The 18,801-nt window shown below is 63.9% G+C and carries 8 protein-coding genes and 1 pseudogene; 3 read left to right on the top strand and 6 right to left on the bottom strand.

Features of this window, described 5'->3' with window-relative positions:
• Positions 1-187 precede the first annotated feature (187 nt).
• The gene (locus QX124_RS05850; RefSeq protein WP_315775874.1) at positions 188-424 is read right to left on the bottom strand and encodes a hypothetical protein; all 237 of its coding nucleotides are present in this window, start codon (positions 422-424) and stop codon (positions 188-190) included.
• 449 nt (positions 425-873) lie between these two features.
• Between QX124_RS05850 and QX124_RS05845 the strand changes: the two genes are divergently transcribed.
• The 3 genes from QX124_RS05845 to QX124_RS05835 all read left to right on the top strand — a co-directional run bounded on the left by QX124_RS05845 (position 874) and on the right by QX124_RS05835 (position 8,431).
• Entirely contained in the window at positions 874-5,928 is a 5,055-nt protein-coding gene (locus tag QX124_RS05845; protein WP_315796634.1) for a helicase, read from the top strand.
• A gap of 34 nt (positions 5,929-5,962) precedes the next feature.
• Positions 5,963-7,483: a formylglycine-generating enzyme family protein gene (locus QX124_RS05840; RefSeq protein WP_315796633.1), complete on the top strand. Its 1,521-nt coding sequence runs from the start codon at positions 5,963-5,965 to the stop codon at positions 7,481-7,483.
• A gap of 384 nt (positions 7,484-7,867) precedes the next feature.
• Entirely contained in the window at positions 7,868-8,431 is a 564-nt protein-coding gene (locus QX124_RS05835) for a DUF4399 domain-containing protein (protein ID WP_315776243.1), read from the top strand.
• A 2,270-nt stretch (positions 8,432-10,701) separates the two neighbouring features.
• Here QX124_RS05835 and QX124_RS05825 read toward each other — a convergent pair.
• From QX124_RS05825 to QX124_RS05805, 5 genes and pseudogenes are all read right to left on the bottom strand, one after another.
• Positions 10,702-11,401 (bottom strand): annotated as a pseudogene (locus QX124_RS05825) (DUF932 domain-containing protein); the annotation flags it as partial.
• 7 nt (positions 11,402-11,408) lie between these two features.
• On the bottom strand, positions 11,409-14,537 hold the full coding sequence (locus QX124_RS05820) for an efflux RND transporter permease subunit (RefSeq protein WP_315796632.1): 3,129 nt from the start codon (positions 14,535-14,537) through the stop codon (positions 11,409-11,411).
• Position 14,538: 1 nt separating this feature from the next.
• The gene (locus tag QX124_RS05815) at positions 14,539-15,750 is read right to left on the bottom strand and encodes an efflux RND transporter periplasmic adaptor subunit (RefSeq protein WP_315796631.1); all 1,212 of its coding nucleotides are present in this window, start codon (positions 15,748-15,750) and stop codon (positions 14,539-14,541) included.
• A 168-nt stretch (positions 15,751-15,918) separates the two neighbouring features.
• On the bottom strand, positions 15,919-17,340 hold the full coding sequence (locus tag QX124_RS05810) for a glycosyltransferase (protein WP_315782099.1): 1,422 nt from the start codon (positions 17,338-17,340) through the stop codon (positions 15,919-15,921).
• 16 nt (positions 17,341-17,356) lie between these two features.
• On the bottom strand, positions 17,357-18,801 hold a 1,445-nt coding region (locus QX124_RS05805), incomplete at its 5' end, for a thioester reductase domain-containing protein (protein WP_315738711.1).

Genomic DNA, 18,801 nt, shown 5'->3' with positions numbered 1-18,801 from the left:
CCCGCGCCGCCGTGAGCACAGAATTCGTGCGCGACTGCGAGCCATTCGCGCTAGAAGCCCGCGATGTCGATACTTGGGCTCGTCGGGGATGCTCGCGTGTCAGCACTTGGGCGGCGCTCGTTGCGCGGCAGAGGCGCGGCTGGGCCTACCAATCGCTCGGACCCTGCCGAGATCTGGCTAAGTGTTTTCAGTCATTGATAATTGCTGCTGGGTTCATGTCCGGCGTGCGAAGCGCTGAGTAGCGCAGCGTAGAGCTGCATTCATGCCTTTGCATCGCGAAGTAATAAGCGATGTCACACTTCGTCAGCGACGGCCCTACTCCGAAAGAAATTGCGTTGGCGCGATGGCGCAGCTCGGACGAAGCGATGGAATCCGACGAAAAACCGCAAGTGATCGCGACTGAGATTGCGGCAAGACGCCGCATGCTTCTCTCATGGAGATGCCGCATCTACGCACGCGAATACCAGCCGTTTCCGATCAAGGCAGTCAAACCGGAAAGACGCTCGGCTTCTTTAAAGGGATTCTAAACCGGTTACGCGAACCGACAGCGGCGGTTCTCGAAATGATAACAAATCAGTTGGCGCAATTTTCAGGACCGACGACACGCCCGGACTAGCTCCCATCATTACGCCGCATTGCGTGACGCTACTATTCGCCAGTTAGTGCGGTCTATCTGACGTTGGCTTCAGTATTCCCTCGAATGCCGTCGACGAAAGACGTCGCCTGGCCACATCGGGATCGTGAATAGTCAGATACGTCCATCTTCTTCGACGCGCGTGACGGAATTTTCTGCAAAGCGGGACGAACGTCAGGACGGGAGTTGAGGGTGAACCGATTGCTTCGCTTGGTCGCCGCTATCATCGGAGAGGCACTATGAACGCTGTCCATCGGTTGGAGCCGGCGGCCGGACCGTTGCAGAATGTTCTTGGATATCTCACCGAGATGATCCTGCGCGATGCACGTGCGGTCGCGCGCCTGTCTGACCATCGGCTTGCGGGCGGACAATGCTTCGTGTTTCATCAGCATGAGCTGGAGAAGCTGCCCGGCATTACCTACAACACGTTCGATGCTGATGGCCCCGTGTGGCTCTCCATCGAACGCCTGGTCGCCACCGATCCTCCCGCCGTCGAGTACGACCTGGCGATGTGGATCGACGTGTCCGCCGATCCGGACCGTCGCCCTCTGGTTCGGCAGCGCGTGACGATCACGGTGCACGCGGCGGAAAAAGACCTGCTGATCGCGGCCGGTCACGCACGCGCCGAGCACTGCTCGCCGGCGAACGGCCCGGGGGTGGCCGCCGGGCTCTGGAGCGTGCGATTGCATCTTGAGCAGCGCCCGGACATCGTCGAGCGTCTGGACCGCTATCTCGCCGGCTCGTGGGCCAATTGGGCCGCGGCCGAGCGGCCACGCCGCAAGACCATCGCGGTTCACCAGCGATTGCGCGAGATGGCTCGCGTGGCGGGAGCCGGAGGCAACGATGGCAGCTGCGAAATCGTGTGGGGCGTTGGCGTGTCACGCTGGCGGCGACAAGGCCGCGAGCTGGATCTGCCGCTGCTCGAACGCCTGGTCGAGATCGAGGTCCTCGATGGCTCCGACACCGAAATCAGAATCCGGCCCCGCATGGTCGGCGCGACGGCCAATCTCAAGGCGTTCGAACCGCCGACATCAGCGGCCGGCTTGGCGGGGCAAACGGCCGAGCAGTTGCTCGAGACGATCGAGCGCGGCAACGAGCTTTCGCCATTCCAGCCCGCCAGCTTCGAGCCGGTTCTCAGCGCCATCGGCTCACAGCTCGACCCGCATGGGATCTACTGTCCCACCATGCCCGACTCCGCGTTGCTGCTTCCCGAGGAGGACGAGCAACTGGTCGTCTCCGATCGCTGGGTGGTCTTTGCGCGGCCGCGCTCCGACGCACTGCTGTTGCGCGACATCGAGCGGCTAAAGCGAGCGATCGAATACGCGCCGGGCGACGCGTGCTGCCTGGCCGCACTGTCTCGCCTCCTACTTGGCGCGCCGGACCACGAAGCGCATGACGGCGCGCGCCGTCGTCTATCCGGCGTGATCGGTGACCCGATCGACATCGGGCCGGATGCGCAGATCGCGGCGGATCACGGCGACCTGTTCTTTCCGCTGCCGACGAACTCCGACCAGATGGAGATCGTGCGACAGCTCCGGCGATCGGACGGACTTGTCGTGCAAGGCGCGCGCGGGTCCGAGCGCACGTCCACCCTCGTCAATCTGGTTTGCCATCACCTCGCAATGGGCCTGCGCGTTCTCGTCGTCTCGCGCAACGAGGCTGCACTTGGACTGTTGTCCGAGAAGCTGCCGCGCGCCGTCCGTGATCTGACGGTCGATCTGACCGGCTCCGACAAGGACGTCTTGAAGCATGCGGAGACAGTCGTCAGCCGGCTGCTGTCGATCCTCAAGACGACGAACCCGCGCGCGCAGGCGGAACAGGTCAATCGGCTGGAGCGCGACATCATCGCGACCAGCGTCGAGATATCGCGTCTCGATGACGCGTTCGCAGATATCGCCAGCCGCAGCATGCTGCGGTCACCCGGTGTCCCCGACCTGCCGTTCGACGCGTTGACGACGCTGATCGCCGACCGCGACGCCTATGCCTGGTTCACCGATCAGCCGTCACGATTCGTGAGTGAGAACGACCTTCTGGTTGCGGCGGTCGAGCAGGCCCGTGAGGCGCGTGTTCGGCTGGGTGCCGATCTCGCATATGTCGACGACGCGCTCCCGGAAATCGCGGCCCTGCCGGACGCCGCGACCGTGAGACGTCTGCACCAGGACCTGCAGCCGGTGCGGATCGACGGCGAAAGCCGTGACGGCCGGCTTGCCTGCCAGATCATCGCGGAGCTCGGGCCGGACGGAGCGGACTTGCTCGCCGGCGACCTCGACGCGCTCGCGGCGGCCCACCGGGTCATTGCCGACGAGCCCTGGCTCGCAGCGCTGTCGCCGGTCGGCCGCAAGGCCGATGCAATGTCGGTTGACGGTGGCATCCTCGTCGATTTTGCCCGCGATGCGTCGTCCCTGCTGTCGCAACGTGCCGGCTTCCTGGTTCGGCCGGTGGAAACGCCGGCGGACGCCTTCGCCAGCCAGGAACTGCTCACGATTGTCGAACGGCTGTCGGCCGGAGCAAGGCCGTTCGCGACATTCTCCCTGTCCGGCCGTGCGTTGAAGCAGACCGTGGAGGCGATCAGGGTGGCGGGCTTCGCGCCGAAAGGCGCGGCCGACTGGGGCCATGTTCGCGACTATCTGACCTGGCGTCGTCACCTGCATTCGCTCGACGCCAGATGGCGATCGCTGGCGGCCGAAATCGGTGCGCCTGCGCCCGAGCCGGACTCCTCTCACACGTTCCACGGTCACGAGCGCGTCGTCAAAAGCGTCGAGGCCGCGATCGTGCTGGCGGCGCTGGCGAAGCGCAATGTTCTCACCGCCGCACCGAAGCTGTCGATGTCGGACGACGCGATCGCCGGATTGCTCGGCGACGGCCGACGACTTTCTGCGCTGGCAGCTGCGGTGAGGAGCATGGCTCTCCGCATCACCAAGCAGCGGCTGGAGCTCACCCGGCTGAACGGGCTGTTTCGCGGCAGCGGTAAGCTCACAACGCTGGCTCATGCCGACGTGCTGTCGCAGATCGGCTGCGATGGTGTCGAGCCGCGCGACATCGAGACGCGTTGGACCACCCTTCGCACCCGGCTGAAGTCGCTGCACGACCGGCGCCAGGATCTCGAGCTGCTCGACGAGGTCTGCCGAGCGATGACCGAGGCCGGAGCAGATGCCTTCGCCCGTCGGCTCAGGACCGAGCCGGCACATCCGCAGACCGGCGATCCGGTGCTCGTTGCAGATTGGATGATGGCCTGGAACTGGGCGGTGCTGATGCGGCAGAACGAAGGCATCGGTCAGCATCAGCGCTTGCGAGATCTGTCCGACCAGCGCGCGGCGATGGAGATGCGACTGCGCGAGCTGTTCGGCCAGGTGGTCGTGGCACGGATGCATCTCGGCCTGGTACAGAACACCGGCAGCGCCATGAGGCAGGCCCTCACCGTGTTCATGACCACGCTGCGAAAAATGGCAGCGACCTGTTCCGGCCCCACCGCATGCCGGTTGCGTCAGGTTACACGCGAGGCACTCGAGAGCTGCTACGAAGGCATCCCATGCCAGCTCGTGCCGGCATGGCGCGTGGCCGAGCAGCTACCGGCCCGGCTCGGCGCATTTGATCTCGTCGTCATCGACGATGCCTCGCAATCCGATCTGCGCGAACTCACTGCGATGCTCCGGGCCCGCAAGGTCGTCGTCATCGAGGACGATCGGCAGACCGGCGAGCGCGTCGCGCAAGGTGAGCACGACATCGAAACCATCGCACGCAGCATCCTGCGCAGCGGTCCGGCTGCCATGCGCCAGTTCCTGCTGCCGGGCGCAGCGCTCTGCGATTTCGTCAAGATGCTGTTTCCCGACCGGATGATCAGACTTCGGGAGCACGCTCGCCGGGTCGATCCGGTCGCGCTTGCAGCCGTCGGCTCACCGCAGCCATCGGCACAGCCGGCAACCGGTATGCATCCGGCTGCCACGGGACCCGCTGCTGGCACGGCGGCGGATCACCCTGCATCTGCGCAATCCCTGACGCGCCGCGCCTATTCGCTGGAAGACGAGATCGCCACGGTGGCCGAAAGCCTGTCGATGGCCCGGCTGTCGGAGCAACGCGACGAGCCGGCCATCTCGATCGAGAGTCCGGTGCCGGATTGGCTGAGCAACAGGACAGGCGCCGGCATCGATGCACGCCCATCGCGGCGCGGGGCGCGTGAGGTCGCGACCGACGAAACGCCTGCCGCCTCGTCGTCTGATACGCCCGCCTCTGCGCCGCCAACGTCCGTCGCGCCCGCAGCGCCGGTCGAAATCGCGGAGAATGAGCCGCCCGTGGCCGATCGTTTTGCGCAGGCTGCAAGGCCGCCGGCGGACGATGTCGCCGTCGCACGAGTGGCCGTGCTCGCCCACGAGGTGGAAACGTCCGAGACGATGACACTCGGTCAAGCCGAGTCGGAGCCTGCCGCTGTCCGTATCGATCATCGCGCGCTGTCGCCGGGTCGGCGTCCGCGGCCTGATCATGGAGCGAGGCGTCCACACCGCTCGCTCCGCCGGCACATGATGGCCGCTGCCGCCGGCTTGGCGGTCGCGGTGGTTGGCGCATCGATCTACTGGCAGCCGGCGGCGAGCCGGATCACGACGTCCTGGCAGACGGTCTTGAACCGACTCCCGGTCTCCTGGAATGCGGCCTCGCCGGCCGCCGCGCTACCGGCCGGCACCGAGCCCCGCAAGGTCACCGCGGATCGGATCACGCCCGACGTCAGGGGCGGTGCAGGCGGCGATGCGATCACCACGGGGAACGCGACCGCGACGATGGTATCCCACGCCGTGCTGTATCAGGAGGATCCGCAGGATCCGAACGGCAAGCGCTATCTCGGGAAGGTAACCTGGCATGTCGAGCCTGAGGCAGGAGCGGTGCCGGCATCGATCAAAGGCGATGTGGAGATCGACAAGAGGATGAAGGCGACGTTGTCGCTGCGTCCAAATAAGGAAACCGAAATGCCAGCGAGCCACATCATGGAGATCAAGTTCAACTGGCCGGACGATCCGTCTCACGTCGGGGTGGAGACTTTGAAGGGCGTCAGCATGAAGCCCAAGGAAGCGGGCCGCGGGACCCCGTTGACCACCATGACCGCCAAAGTGACGCCAGAGTTCTTCATGATCGCGCTGTCGGCGGGTGATGTCGACATGAAGCGGAACGTGTTGCTGCTCAAGGGCAAGGACTGGATCGACATCCCGATCGTCTACAATGGCGGCAGCCGGGCGGTGCTGGCGATCGAGAAGGGAGCGGACGGTGAGCGTGCATTCAAGGATGCGTTTGCCGCCTGGGGCCAATGACTCGGCGGCAAGGCCGGCGCACGAAAGGTGTCCGATGATCGGCATCGACGTCGTCGCGCCAGCGCAGGCGCCGGCCACCGATCGAGACGAGCGACCGCTGACCGCCGTGACCTATCCGGTGCCTTGCGAGCAGTGCGGCCGGATCGTGCGGGTGGCGATGAACACGCTGCGCCCGCTCAGTTTCCACAGTGTCGACGAGCAGGTCGCCTGCCCCGAGATCCAGGAGCGCCGCAGCAGGGGCGACGGCGGACTGTTGTTGATGATGTGCGGCCCCTTGAAGCAATCGCTCGCCGCACGATGCGATGCGGCCGAGGTCGAGGCCACCGCTCCCGGTGGCGGACAGGCGGGACGGGTCGTCTGCAGCATTCCCGGCGTCTCGATCGCTCAATACGCCCCGAACGAGGCGCGCAGCCGCGCGGAGATCTGGCAGGCGCACGGCTACGACAAGCTGGCCACGACGCTTCGTGCGGCCGCGGCGAGGGCGGAGCGCAGGCCGCTGGTCTGGACCCGCGCTGCGGCGGCCGGCCTCGGCGCATTGTTGCTCGCTGCCGCCGCTAGCTGGTTCATGCTGGCGCGGGAGCCGGCCGCTCCCCCACCAACACAGCCGCAAGCCGCCGAGGCCTCTGTGGCCGCGTCGAGCCGCGCAAGCATCGAGAGTTCGGGGCGCGTCGTCACGGCAGAGGCCATGTCGGCCGCGACCGCCCCCGCCCCGGCGCCGATGCCGGACGCGCCCTCGGACACTGCAACGCTCTCGCGTTCCGCGGAAACCGCGCCGCTCGAGGCGCCCGCCCTGCTCGCGTCGGCAAGCGCTGCGACCGCTCCCGAGACTGCGCCGGCAGCAGAGTCGACTGCGACCCCAGGGCCGGCGGAGGCAGCGGCGATTCGCCTGCCTGACATGGTGATGATTCCAGGAGGGGAATTCGCGATGGGCGGCGTCGAGCGCTCCGAGCTTCCGGTCCACCGCGTCACGATCAAGCCGTTCGCGCTCGGCAAATACCCCGTCACGATTGGCGAGTGGAAGGCGTGCGTGGCTGACAGGGCATGCGCCGACGTGATGAGCGGCCCGGACGACAACCCCGTGACAAATGTCGGCTACGACGACGCCAGGGGCTATCTGGCTTGGCTCTCGCGGGCCGTCGGCAAGCCGTTCCGGCTCCCGACCGAGGCCGAATGGGAATATGCAGCGCGCGGCGGCGCAACGACGGCGTTCTGGTGGGGCGACCAGATGCGCTCCGGCATGGCCAATTGCAACGGATGCAACGAGCCCGGCGCGCCCGCGCAGCTCATGAAGGTCGGAAGCTTTGCGGTCAATCCGTTTGGCCTGTTCGACATGGGCGGAAGCGTCGACCAATGGGTGGCCGACAGCTGGCACAAGAGCTATCAGGGCGCGCCGTCCGATGGCTCGGCATGGATCGACGAGCAGAGCTTCGTCCATGTCATTCGCTCGGGTTCATGGAAGAAGGATGCGAGCTATGCCCGCAGCGGGAGCCGCGATCGCTATGATGGGCGCGTCAGGTATCCGACCCATGGCTTCCGCCTCGCTCTTTCGCTCTGATGCGGCCGCTGTATGCTGAGCCAGGTCAGGGTGCCGTCGACACCGATGCCGGGCCTGCGCCCGCAAATGTCTCGCACCACAGCGAACACCAGCGTCGCAGATCCGCAGGACGCCTGTTCTGCCGAGCCTCTTTATTCAAATTCTTATCGGGAATCGTAGGACGAGACCGATCGAAACCTCAAATTTGCCGCGCTACGCCCCATTCATAGACCGGCTACACCGTTCGATATTTGCGATCGATGATCGTCGTTGTTTATGAGTTGGGGATTTATGTGGAGTGAGAAATCTACGCGTCGCGCGCCGCTATTGGATCTGACGCCCTGGCGACGACGTCGTCTCGCCACAGTCGCGACGCTCGGGTCCACCGTGTTGGCCTGCACGCTGGTGCTGTTGCCGCCTTTCGCATGGGCGCAGGCGAAAACGACGCCGAAGGACGCCTACCTGTATTTCATCACGCCAACCGACGGCGACACCGTGAAGAGCGCGTTCTGGTGCCGCTTCGGACTTCGCAACATGGGCGTGACCCATGCCGGTGACGCCTTTGCCAATACCGGCCATCATCACCTCCTGATCGACGCCGATGAGCCGATCAGCCCAGGCGAGCCGATTCCGCAGGACAGAAAGCACCTGCACTACGGCGCGGGCGAGACCGAGGCTCTGATCGAGCTGCCCCCCGGCAAGCATACCCTGCAGCTCGTCCTGGGCGACGGCATGCACTTCAACTTCGATCCGCCGCTGGTATCGAAGAAGATCACGATCACCGTGAGCAGTGCTTCGCAGAGGCACGGGCGGAGCGCCACTCACGCCCACCGGCGGACGCGGCATCTTCACGCGCACACCGCGCGTCAGGCGGCGCAACCGTCGGCCGCCGAAGCGCCGCCGCCCGATCCGGCAAAATCGGCGGGAGCCGTCGATTTCATCAAGAGCTTCCTGTCGGGTGCGAAATGAACCTCCGCCGCTCCCCCATGGAGCCGGTTCGGCCGGCACATCAGTTCATCGCGACGTGCCGAAGCCTCCAACCGCAGCGCTGCATTTGTCCGGCTCGGCTCTATTGATACGACCTCCAGACGCGTGGCTTGCTTCGCCTCGGCGAGCGCCAAGAGCGATCATCAGCATCGGTCCAAGCTCGGAGGCGAGGCGCTGGGAGACCACGCCATTGATCGTCCGGAACAGGTACGACAGGAAATAACCAGCCGCGAATGGAATGAACACCAGAGCCGTAACGGTCCAGCCTGGGATTGCTGGCACCACCGACCTTGGCGTCAACGCCCATCCTGCCGAACATGTAGTCCGGCTCGAGCTCCCGGTGACCTCTTCCGAGCCGCTGCTCAGCGCATTGGTCCCTGCGCAAAGCGAAAGGGATCCTCGCCGCCCTCCCCGGCAGCCGGCACACCCCCGCGAATGCTCGTTAGCCGCGCCGACCTCGCCCTGCAGACGCGGGGACGCGCCGACACGCTCGTCGACCATGTCGTCGCCGATGTCGCCGCCCGGGGATTCCACGGGGCCAGTTGCGCAGACGTCGCACGCGCTTCGTGATCGTGTTCGCGGGCTGCACGCATACCACGGCGCGATGGCTCGATGGCCTCGCCGAGAACGGCCGGCTGCTCCTCCCGCTGACCACCGAGGATTGGTCCGGCCTCCTGCTGCGCGTGGTCCGCCGCGGCACTTCTTTCGACGCCTCGTCCACCGGTGGGGTCAGCATCTACCCCTGCAAAAATGGCCGCGATGAGGACGCCAGCCGCCGGCTGAAGAGCGCACTCGAGAGCGCGAACACGGTGAATGTCCCGATCCGGGCACTCCACCGCGGGAACCCATCGTCCGCAAGATTCCGGACGGGTCTGGTATCATGCCCCTGGCTTTTGGCTGGAGCGATAAGGAGCTGAGACCGATAGGCCCGCACAGGAGGCCGAGGTCGGCAGCAGTAGCACCGTCTGACCCGAGTGATCCCCCGAAGGAAACGACCAAGATTTCATTCCGGCCGCGGCGGCGGAACGCATCGGCCAAGGCTCCGAGATACGACGGCGCAACACGATTGATCGGTCAACCCGCACTCCGAGTCGCAGATCCTGCACTCGTTGCGTAGCTCCACCGAGTTTTTCGCCGGAGTTCGCTAGACTACGATCAGTGCCGAAATCGCCTTTCACTTTGCTGACAAAAAGCTCGATTGCGGCACTCAGCTCGACCGAACGAGCACGGTTGAACGCTAGCCATGTCAATGGCTTGCTGATCAACAGGCGAGCCGCTTTTATCTTGCCATCAGACCCTGCCCTCTTCTCACCTGATCTTTCGGCAAAGATTTCTGTCAGATCATTGCTAAGAGGCTTACGGTCGAGCCGCAAAGAGTTAGCAGGCAGATCGATTTCCGTGGCGAGAGCGCACCATCATCGGTTGGCGGGTGATATCGTTCAATTGCGACTATCATCTCGCTTCAGACCTGCACCAGGGGTGCATAGGGTGTGAAATCTCCCTTCCCTTCCTTCCTTGATCCTTGGCTTGGCTTCTCGTCCTCTTCCGGGGCTTGTGGATCAGCCAGATCTCAGCGGACAAATCGCTTAAGTCCTGCGGTCGGCAAGTCGATATGGCTACAGTTGCGCTGCCAACAAACTGCCTTCCGAGTGCGACGTTCGTGGAGGCTCTTTGCATTACGATCGGGCGAGCATATTCCTACCCCCGTATAGCAATGAGACTATCTCGGCAGTCCCGCTGCAGACCGATCGCGGCTCGCAGCGGCCGATCGATCCTGGGAATCGTCAGCCTGATAAATTGGACCAAGACGATTCGGCGCCGCGGGGCCAAGGATGAAGCCGCTTCCAACGCGTGGCAACTGACGCACGCCGCCTGACTTTCTGCCCACCCACGGCAAATCAGATGTCGGTTGTCAGTCGATTTTCGGCCAGACGTCAGCACCAAGCTCGCCACTGCATGCCGACGTCGTTGGCGATATTGTTCCGTGCAGGATGCGCACTAAGCCCATGATCTCGCGAAATTGGCAAACCAGCGCGATCCAGAAACGTCGGACGAATCGTTCGTCCGCCTGGAAGTCGTATCTGTGATCGACTGTTCGATTTATGCTCTCGCGAGCCGGGCTGAAGGACCGGCGAGCCCCCGGCCGTGTGCACGCGGCCGCGCCGCCGGTTCGGCTTGCGGGAGCGGCAGCGCTGAAGACCGTGCGTGCAGACGGCCGCGCAACCGGTGTCAACCGGTTGCGCGGCTTGTGCTCAGGCGGCACGCTCCATCAGGCGCCTGGCCTTGCTTTCGAGCTCGAGTCTTCCGTCCTGATGCGCCTTGCTTCGGGCCACGGCGGTGATGCCCTGCACGAAGTCGAAGATGCTCTCCGGCTTGCGGTTCTCCTCGCCAAGAACGGCTTCAATGACCTTCGATGTCTCGGCTTTGGAAAAGCCATTCTTGCGCAGAAAGCTCTCCCGGTCCTCATCCGTGCGAGCAACGATCCGCTGCCGTGCGGCTGCAATACCAGCGACAAACGGCGCGGGCGAGGAATTGGCAAAACTCGTCAATGCCGGTGCAGCTTCATGCGCAAACCGCTGCGCGGCGAACTTCGAATGCCGGATGGTGATCAAAGTTCTCCACGCCCCAGAGATTGCGGTTCATGCAGACGGCGCGCAGATAGAAGCTCGCTATGCCAAGCGTCTTGCTCCCGACCTCACTGTTCCAACAGTAGAAGCCCCGGAAATAGACATCGGGCGAGCCGTCCGGCAGCCGTCCCGCCTCGATTGGATTGGTGTCGTCGACCAGAAACAGGAACACGTCGCGATCACTGGCATAGAGCGTGGTCGTATCCTTGGTCACGTCCACGAAGGGATTATGGCTCATGCTCGACCAGTCCAGCACGCCCGGCACTTTCCATCGTGTGTCACCGGTGCCATTGCCGGCGATCTGCACAACGGCGGCAACGAGTTCAAGCCGATCAATGCCGTGCAGACGATCTGCGTGGTGAGGCCGGGTCACCCTCGTCGAGCTTCATTTCATCCTTCGGCCCGACAAAGCGCGAAAGCTTTCTGCTTAAAATCCGGCCGACGTCGTCCATGATCGTAAAGGCGGCCGGCACGAATACGAGGCTGAGAAAGGTCGAGGCGAGCAGCCCGCCAATCAATGCGACCGCCATGGGGGAACGGAATGCGCCGCCTTCGCCGACTCCCAATGCAGAAGGGACCATGCCTGCGGTCATAGCCGCTGTGGTCATGATCACGGGCTGAGCGCGCTTGCGGCCGGCTTCGATCAACGCCTTCGTGCGCTCCACACCGCTCGCCACCTCGGTGATTGCGAGGTCCACCAGCAGGATCGCGTTCTTCGTTACGATTCCCATCAGCATGAGGAAGCCGATAATGGCCGAGAGGTTGATGGCATTGCCGGTCAGAAGCAGCGCAAGGAACGCTCCGCCGATCGAAAGCGGCATGGAGAAGATAATGGTGATCGGATGCATCGCGTCGGCGAAGAGAAGAACGAGGACGGAGAGCACCATGAGTACGCCTGCAGCGATCGCGAGCGAAAAACTCGAAAAAACTTCTTCCATGATCTCTGAATCGCCGAACCTTGCGATCGTCACACCGGCTGGCAAGTTTCGCGCCGAGGGCAGCGCCATAACCTGCTCGATCGCCTCGCCGAGCGGGGTGTTTCCGACGAGATCGGCCTGGATCGCGACGCGACGCCTGCTGTCATAGCGTTCGATGGTCGTCGGCCCCTCGCCGAAGCCGACGTCGGCGACCGTGGCCAACGATACGGTGCCGTTCTTGGCCCTGATTCGCAGCATATCGAGGGTCGATAGATCGCCCCGCGCCCGCTCGTCGAGTTGCACGCGGATCGGTACTTGCCGGTCGATGGCCGAGAACTTCGCCAGATTTGCGGATGTATCTCCGATCATCGCAATCCGTGCAACTTCGGCGATCTGCGTCCCGGAGATTCCGAGATCGGCAGCCTCCTCCAGCCTTGGCAAGATGCGAATCTCCGGCCGGGCAAGAGCCACAGTCGAGACGACATTCGCGAGAACGGAGACGTTCTGCCGGACGTCCCGCTCCACCGCGAGCGCCGCCTGCTCAACTGCGGCGCCATCGGGTCCGGAAAGGATCAGCGTGAACTCGCGTCCGCCGCCGCCATTGCCGAAGCTGTAACGTATGTCCGCGATCGCGCTGAGCGTCGCGCGCATGTCGTGCTCGAATGCCTTCTGGTCGTGCGACCGGTTCCTGCGCGCAACGAGCTCGACGATGATGGTGGCCTTGCGGACGTCACCGGCGGTGACGCTCAGCCCGTTGGCGCCGGCGGCGCCGCCGGTGACATAGACGCTCCTGACTTCTGGCCGTTTCGCGAGCAGGGCCGTGATGCGGTCCGCGGCGGCCGCGGTATCCGCGATCGTCGAGCCCGGTGGCAGCTCGATCTGGAGAACCGAACGCGACAGGTCATTGGTCGGCAGAAAGCCAAGCGGTAAGGATCCTGCGACCATTAGCGAGCCCAGGAAGACCAGCGCCGCAAGCGCGAGCGTGACGAAGCGGTGGCGAAGCGACCATTCGAGCATGCGAAGATAGTGCCGCATGATCACTCCGTGCCCTTCGGCATGGTGCTGACGGTCGCGAAGGAAATATGCCGCCAGTAGCGGCGTTATCAGCCTTGCGACCAGCAGAGAAAACGCCACTGCAATTGCGACCGTGAGGCCGAACTGCTTGAAGTATTGACCGGCGATGCCGCCCATGAAGCTGACCGGCACGAACATGGCGACGATGGTCATGGTCGTCGCGACGACCGCGAGCCCGATCTCGTCGGCCGCCTGGAGCGCGGCGCGATAGGGTGATTTGCCCATCCGGATGTGCCGGACGATGTTCTCGATCTCGACGATCGCATCATCGACCAGGATGCCGGTGACCAGCGTGATCGCAAGCAGACTAACGGCGTTCAGCGAAAACCCGATGAGGTCCATCGCCCAGAAGGTCGGAAGTATTGACAGTGGTATCGCGAGCACGGAAATCGCCGTCGCTCGAAGGTCGCGCAGAAAAATCAATACGACGATGACCGCGAGGATTGCGCCTTCGGCCAACGTCTGCATGGTGGCTCTATAATCGGACTTGGTATAGCGCACCGTGCTGTCGATCTCGGACACAGACAGGTCGGGATGCTCGTTGGTGAGCGCCTGCAACTTCTTCGCGACCGCCTCCGCGACGGCCACGTCGGAGAAGCCCTTTGCACGAAAGACACCGAAGGCGACCACCGGACTCCCATTGAGGCGAGCAAAGCTGCGTGCTTCGGCTGCGCCATCGGTGACCGTGGCAATCTCCTTCAACGCAGCCCTTCGACCGCCCGGCAGCACGATCGCGCTATTGGTCAGTCCGTCGATCGTCGCGGCCCCCGCGAGCATCCGTATGGTTTGCTCTCCCGACCCCACTTCACCGCGCCCGCCGGTGAGATCGACATTGGTCGCTCGCAGTTGCGAGTTCACGTCCGCCGCGGTGATGCCAAGTGCGATCAGCCGGTCGGGCAGCAGCGACACCCGGATTTCACGATCGGCGCCGCCCGCACGCTTGACCTGCGCGACGCCCCGAACGCCCTGAAGCGCCCCCGTGATGACGTCATCGACGAACCAGGACACCTGCTCGGTCGTCCAAGAGGGAATCGACACGGCATAGGTAACGATTGCCATCCCTTCGACCTCCACCCGCTGTATCGAGGGTTCCTCGATGCTCTGCGGCAACTCCGACCGGATGTTAGCCATCGCATTGCGGACGTCGTTGACCGCACGGTCCGCCGGCGTCCCCAGTTGAAACTCGACGGTCGTCACGGAGACCCCGTCAGAGATGCTCGACGTGACGTGCTTGACCCCGACGACCCCGGTCGCCGCATTCTCTACGTTCTTCGTGACCTGCGTTTCCAGCTCACTCGGCGCAGCGCCGGTCTGGGCGATCGTGACGGTCACGATGGGGATGTCGATGTTGGGCATCTGCGTTATCGGCAGGGTCTTCAGGCTGACCGCGCCGAGCACGATCAGGACGCCAAACAACACCAATGACGGAATAGGCTTACGAATCGACCAGGCGGAGATGTTGAGGGCCATATCAATCTGCCCGCCCTGGTCCGGCATCGCTGCGGACCGGCAAGATCCGTTCGCCTGGCCTGACAAAAGCGGCGGCTCGAACGACGACCTCCTGACCTTCGATCAGCCCGTCGACAATTTCGACACGGGTGCCGCGTTTGAGGCCGGTCTGGACATTGCGGATTTCGACGACATCGTTGGTCGCAAGCTGAACATAGGTGCCATTCTTGCTGAAGCTCACGGCGGACAACGGCACAGTGATGGCTTGTCGCTTGCCGATTGTAATGCTGCCGCGGGCAAAAACACCGGCCCTCATGGCCGTATGCGGCGGGAGCGCGACCGCGACGCGGCCGAGACGGCTCGATTTGTCTACAGTGGGATCGACCAGCCGCACATGGCCGATGACGGCCTCGCTGACGCCGGGCAGCCAAACCTCGACGTCTTGGCTTGGCTCGATCTGTGGAAGCACCGTTTCCGGAACCTCGGCATCGAATTCGATTTGACCGTTGCGGACGAGCCGGAATAGAGGTTCGCCCCCCGTGCCGGCCACCGCGCCCAGGCGGGCGGCGCGGTGCGAGATAATCCCCGCAGACGGCGCCTTCAGTTCGGTTCGCGCGATTTTCAGCTCGATCTCGCCACGCTGCGCCTCCGCAAACGCTTCCTGGGCTTCGGCCATGCGCAAATTCTCCGCAGCGGCAGCGGACTTTGCCGCGGCGACCTTGGCCTGGGTCTCACGCGTCAGGAGGTGCGCTGGAGATATCGCGCCGGTCGCGTTCAAGGTTTGCGTGCGTTTCAACGTCTCCGCCGCTTCCGCTTCGTTGGCTTGCATCTCCGTCAACGACGCGTTCATCTGCGCGACCGACGCTTGGGTTATCGCGATCATCGCGGTGTTTTGCGCGAGCTGTGTCCGGAGCATCGTGCTGTCGAGGCGAGCGAGCACCTGCCCTTCTTCGACGCGATCGCCGACGTCGGCCAGCATCTCGACGATACGTAACCCGTCGACTTCCGCACCGACAACATCCTCCTCTCGGGCCACGAGGGATCCGGTCACCGCGAGTGTCTCGGTGATCGAATGCCGTACGGCTCGGGCGAGCGTCGTGGCGATCGGTGCGGCCCCCGGGCGCTCGGCTGCGTCCCGTCGCGGATCGGAGATTTGCGTTGCGACCGCTTCGGCCTGCTGGCGCCCCGCGCCGATCACAGCGAAGATGTAGACGCAGACCGTGACGACGAGCACTAGGAGGGCGATCCAAGCGAACCTTAACACCGGCCTTTTCACCCGACTACCTTCCTTTGGATCCGACCGCGAAGCCGGCATGATGTGAATCCGACGGCCGGCGTCAGCATCCGCGATCGACCGCTTTTCGAATGAGTATGGCGTATGCCGTTCGAGGATCAGGACGGATCAAACCGTTCCCAACGTCCCGCGTATCAAACCAGCGTCGACGTCGATCGTCCGGCGGCTGGCGGCCTCCGCAGGAGTACCGACAGGGTCGAACCTGTGACGCGGATTTCCCTGAGAGCTGGCCGACGATCCGCCCGCCGCAAGCCGTTCGACCAGTTCCGCAATCTCGTCACGAGCGTTGTGGCGGACGAACGCGGTGCGTAACGCTTGCGCACCGCGTCGGTATTGCGGCTTGGTGAGCACGGCGCGGACCGCCTCGCGAATCTGCGAGGCGGATGGCCGGCCGGTTCCAAGATTGATGCCGGCGCCTGCCCACGCGACCCGCGCAGCGATTTCCGGTTTTTCCTCACTATCCCCGGCAACCACCAACGGCACACCGAGACTGAGCGCGTGATTGACGGCGCCATAACCGCCATTGGTCACCATGACGCTCACCTTCGGGAGCAGGCGGTCGAACGGCAGGAATGTCACCGCCTTCGCATTGGGCTGCAACACCACCGGGATCGATTCGACTGGTGGGCCGCCGGTGCATGCGATCACCGTCAGTTCCTCGTTCGCCAGGGCCGTCAGAGTTGGTCCGACAAGCTGCCCAAGATCGCCGTTTGCGAGAGTGCCTTGCGTGACGAGTACGATCGGACCCGCTTTGTCGACGTCGTCCCACCAAGGCGGCGGGTGGAAGCCGATCGATGGCGGTGGCAGCAGCGGTCCGACGAAGCGGATGCTGTCTGGCATCTTGCCACGCGAATATTCGAACTCCTTGGCCGTAAGCTGCAAATACAGATCCGGCAGCGTGATCATGCTATCGAACAGAAATGCCGGCAGAGGGCGCGCCCCGTTCTTCACCAGGACATCGTTGAAGTATTGCTGCACCGAGCCGAAGATCGCTTGTTGCAGGTGGCTGTTCATTGCAGCATTGCGCGCGCGATCGGCTGGCGTGATGGATGGCGGGAGCGCGGTGCCGAAGAATGCGGTGTCCGCGCTCGACAAGGCGAGAGCGGTGATCCCGAGCGCGACGATCGGGGCTCTTTTTTCCGGCGGCCCGAGCACGAGCGGAAAGGTCCCGCAGAACATCGTATCGGTGATGATCGCATCGAAAGGAAAGTCGCGGCGCAAGTCGCGTATCCCGGCGGCCTGATGCGGCATTGCATCCGCAAAGATGTGCTTCAATCCGAAGCAGAGCTGAGCGGGGCCAGGTGCAATCTTGCGGCGTTCGGGAAAGCGCTCGTCGAGCTTCCGATAATCGACGTCGATTTCCGGGCGAAACGCGACGAAGCGCGCGCCGGTCGCCTCCACTCGCTCTCTGAACAGGCTCCCGCTATATACGACGACCTCGTGGCCGCGACCAACGAGGAGTTGGGCAACGGCCAACAAGGGAAATACGTGACCGGGTAGCGCGGTGACCGCGATGAGAAACCGCGCCATGTTGTGCTCTCCTATCCTAACCCACCAACCGATCGCTGTTCATTTCGCCGTTTCTGGCAACCGCATCGGACACAGTTCCTGCGAGCCGCAGATTGACAAAATAGCGTTCGAGAAGGGCCGCGCTGACCGGAGCGATCGCCGCGCCCACCGCAGCCAAGTGTTCCTGCGTGAAGTCCGAGGTAATTTCCGGGTGCGATCGCGACGTGTCCTCCTTTGACACGATCGACAGGACGGCTGCGAGATCATCGTCCTGTGTTTCGGCAAGCCGCCGTCGTCCAATGTCGATCCATTGATCGAGCGGCACGAGGTCGAGCCGAAGGCCGAGCCGGCGAAAGATCCGTGGGACCTCCCGCACATCAATTGGCTCACGGTTCATGAGATGATAGACGCTTCCCCAGGACGCTTCCCTGCCCGCGAGCCGGACGATCGCTCGCGCGACGTCATCGGCCGGCGTCATGTTCAACATCAGGTCCAGGTCGGGAATCGCGCCAAGTTCCGCATAGAGCCGGACAAGGCGCCAGATCAGATCCGTTTCGTTGCAGATTCCGTTCGCGCGATCACCAGTGACGCTGCTGAGGCGATAGATCGACAGCGGCAGGCCGCGAAGCTGCGCCTGCCGGACGAGCGTGTCGCCGACCCACTTGCTTTGGCTATAGCCGCTCGCGAGACCCTGCCACGAGGTCAGATCAGTCTGCTCCGACACCGGCCCAGACTGATATTTGTCGATCACCGCAAGGGTGGAAACGTAGTGCAGCCGCTTTGGTCGTCCACTCACGGTCCAATCGAGCAGCGTGAGGACGCTGTCCACATTGGCGGGTTTTATCGCAGCATAGTGATGGAGGAATTCGACGCTCGCGCCGCAATGATAGATCGCTTCGCACTCGTCTCGCACAATGCGGACACCCCTCTCATCGAGTCCGAGAGCCGGATGTCCGAGATTTCCGGTCAGAACCTCGATACGATCCTCGTCCCAACACGCCGAAAGCTTTCGCTTATCGAGCGCCTGCCGCAAACGGGCTTCGGCCGATTGCCGATCTGGGGCGCGAACGTGGCAGGCGATTTGCGCGTCCGTCTCCTGGATCAGCGTGGAGAGAAGATGACTGCCGACGAAGCCGGTGGCGCCCGTCAGGAAAATGCGTTTGGGCTTCTGCGGCGCGCGCCCGCCGATCAGCCTGATGTGCGTCGGCAGGAGAATGTCGCGGGACAAGTCCAGCGGCCCCTCCGAAGGTCCGTCGAGATCGAGCTGCGCTGCGAGGTCCCGGACGATGGGCGTCGCATAGACCGCCGTGATCGGGAAGTCCGGCTGGATCTCGTCGCGGATGCGGCGGCCAAGACGGATGGCGAGCAGCGAATGGCCGCCGAGATCGAAGAAGTTGTCATGGACCCCGACGCGCTCGAGCCCGAGGGTCTCGGCAAACAGAGCGCAGAGTTTCTCTTCGCGTGGTGTCCGCGGCGGGGTGT

Source organism: Bradyrhizobium sp. SZCCHNRI3043 (assembly GCF_032377735.1).
Lineage (GTDB): Bacteria > Pseudomonadota > Alphaproteobacteria > Rhizobiales > Xanthobacteraceae > Bradyrhizobium.
The sequence above is the reverse complement of the archived record's forward strand: the minus strand, read 5'-3'. Positions and strand labels throughout refer to the sequence as shown.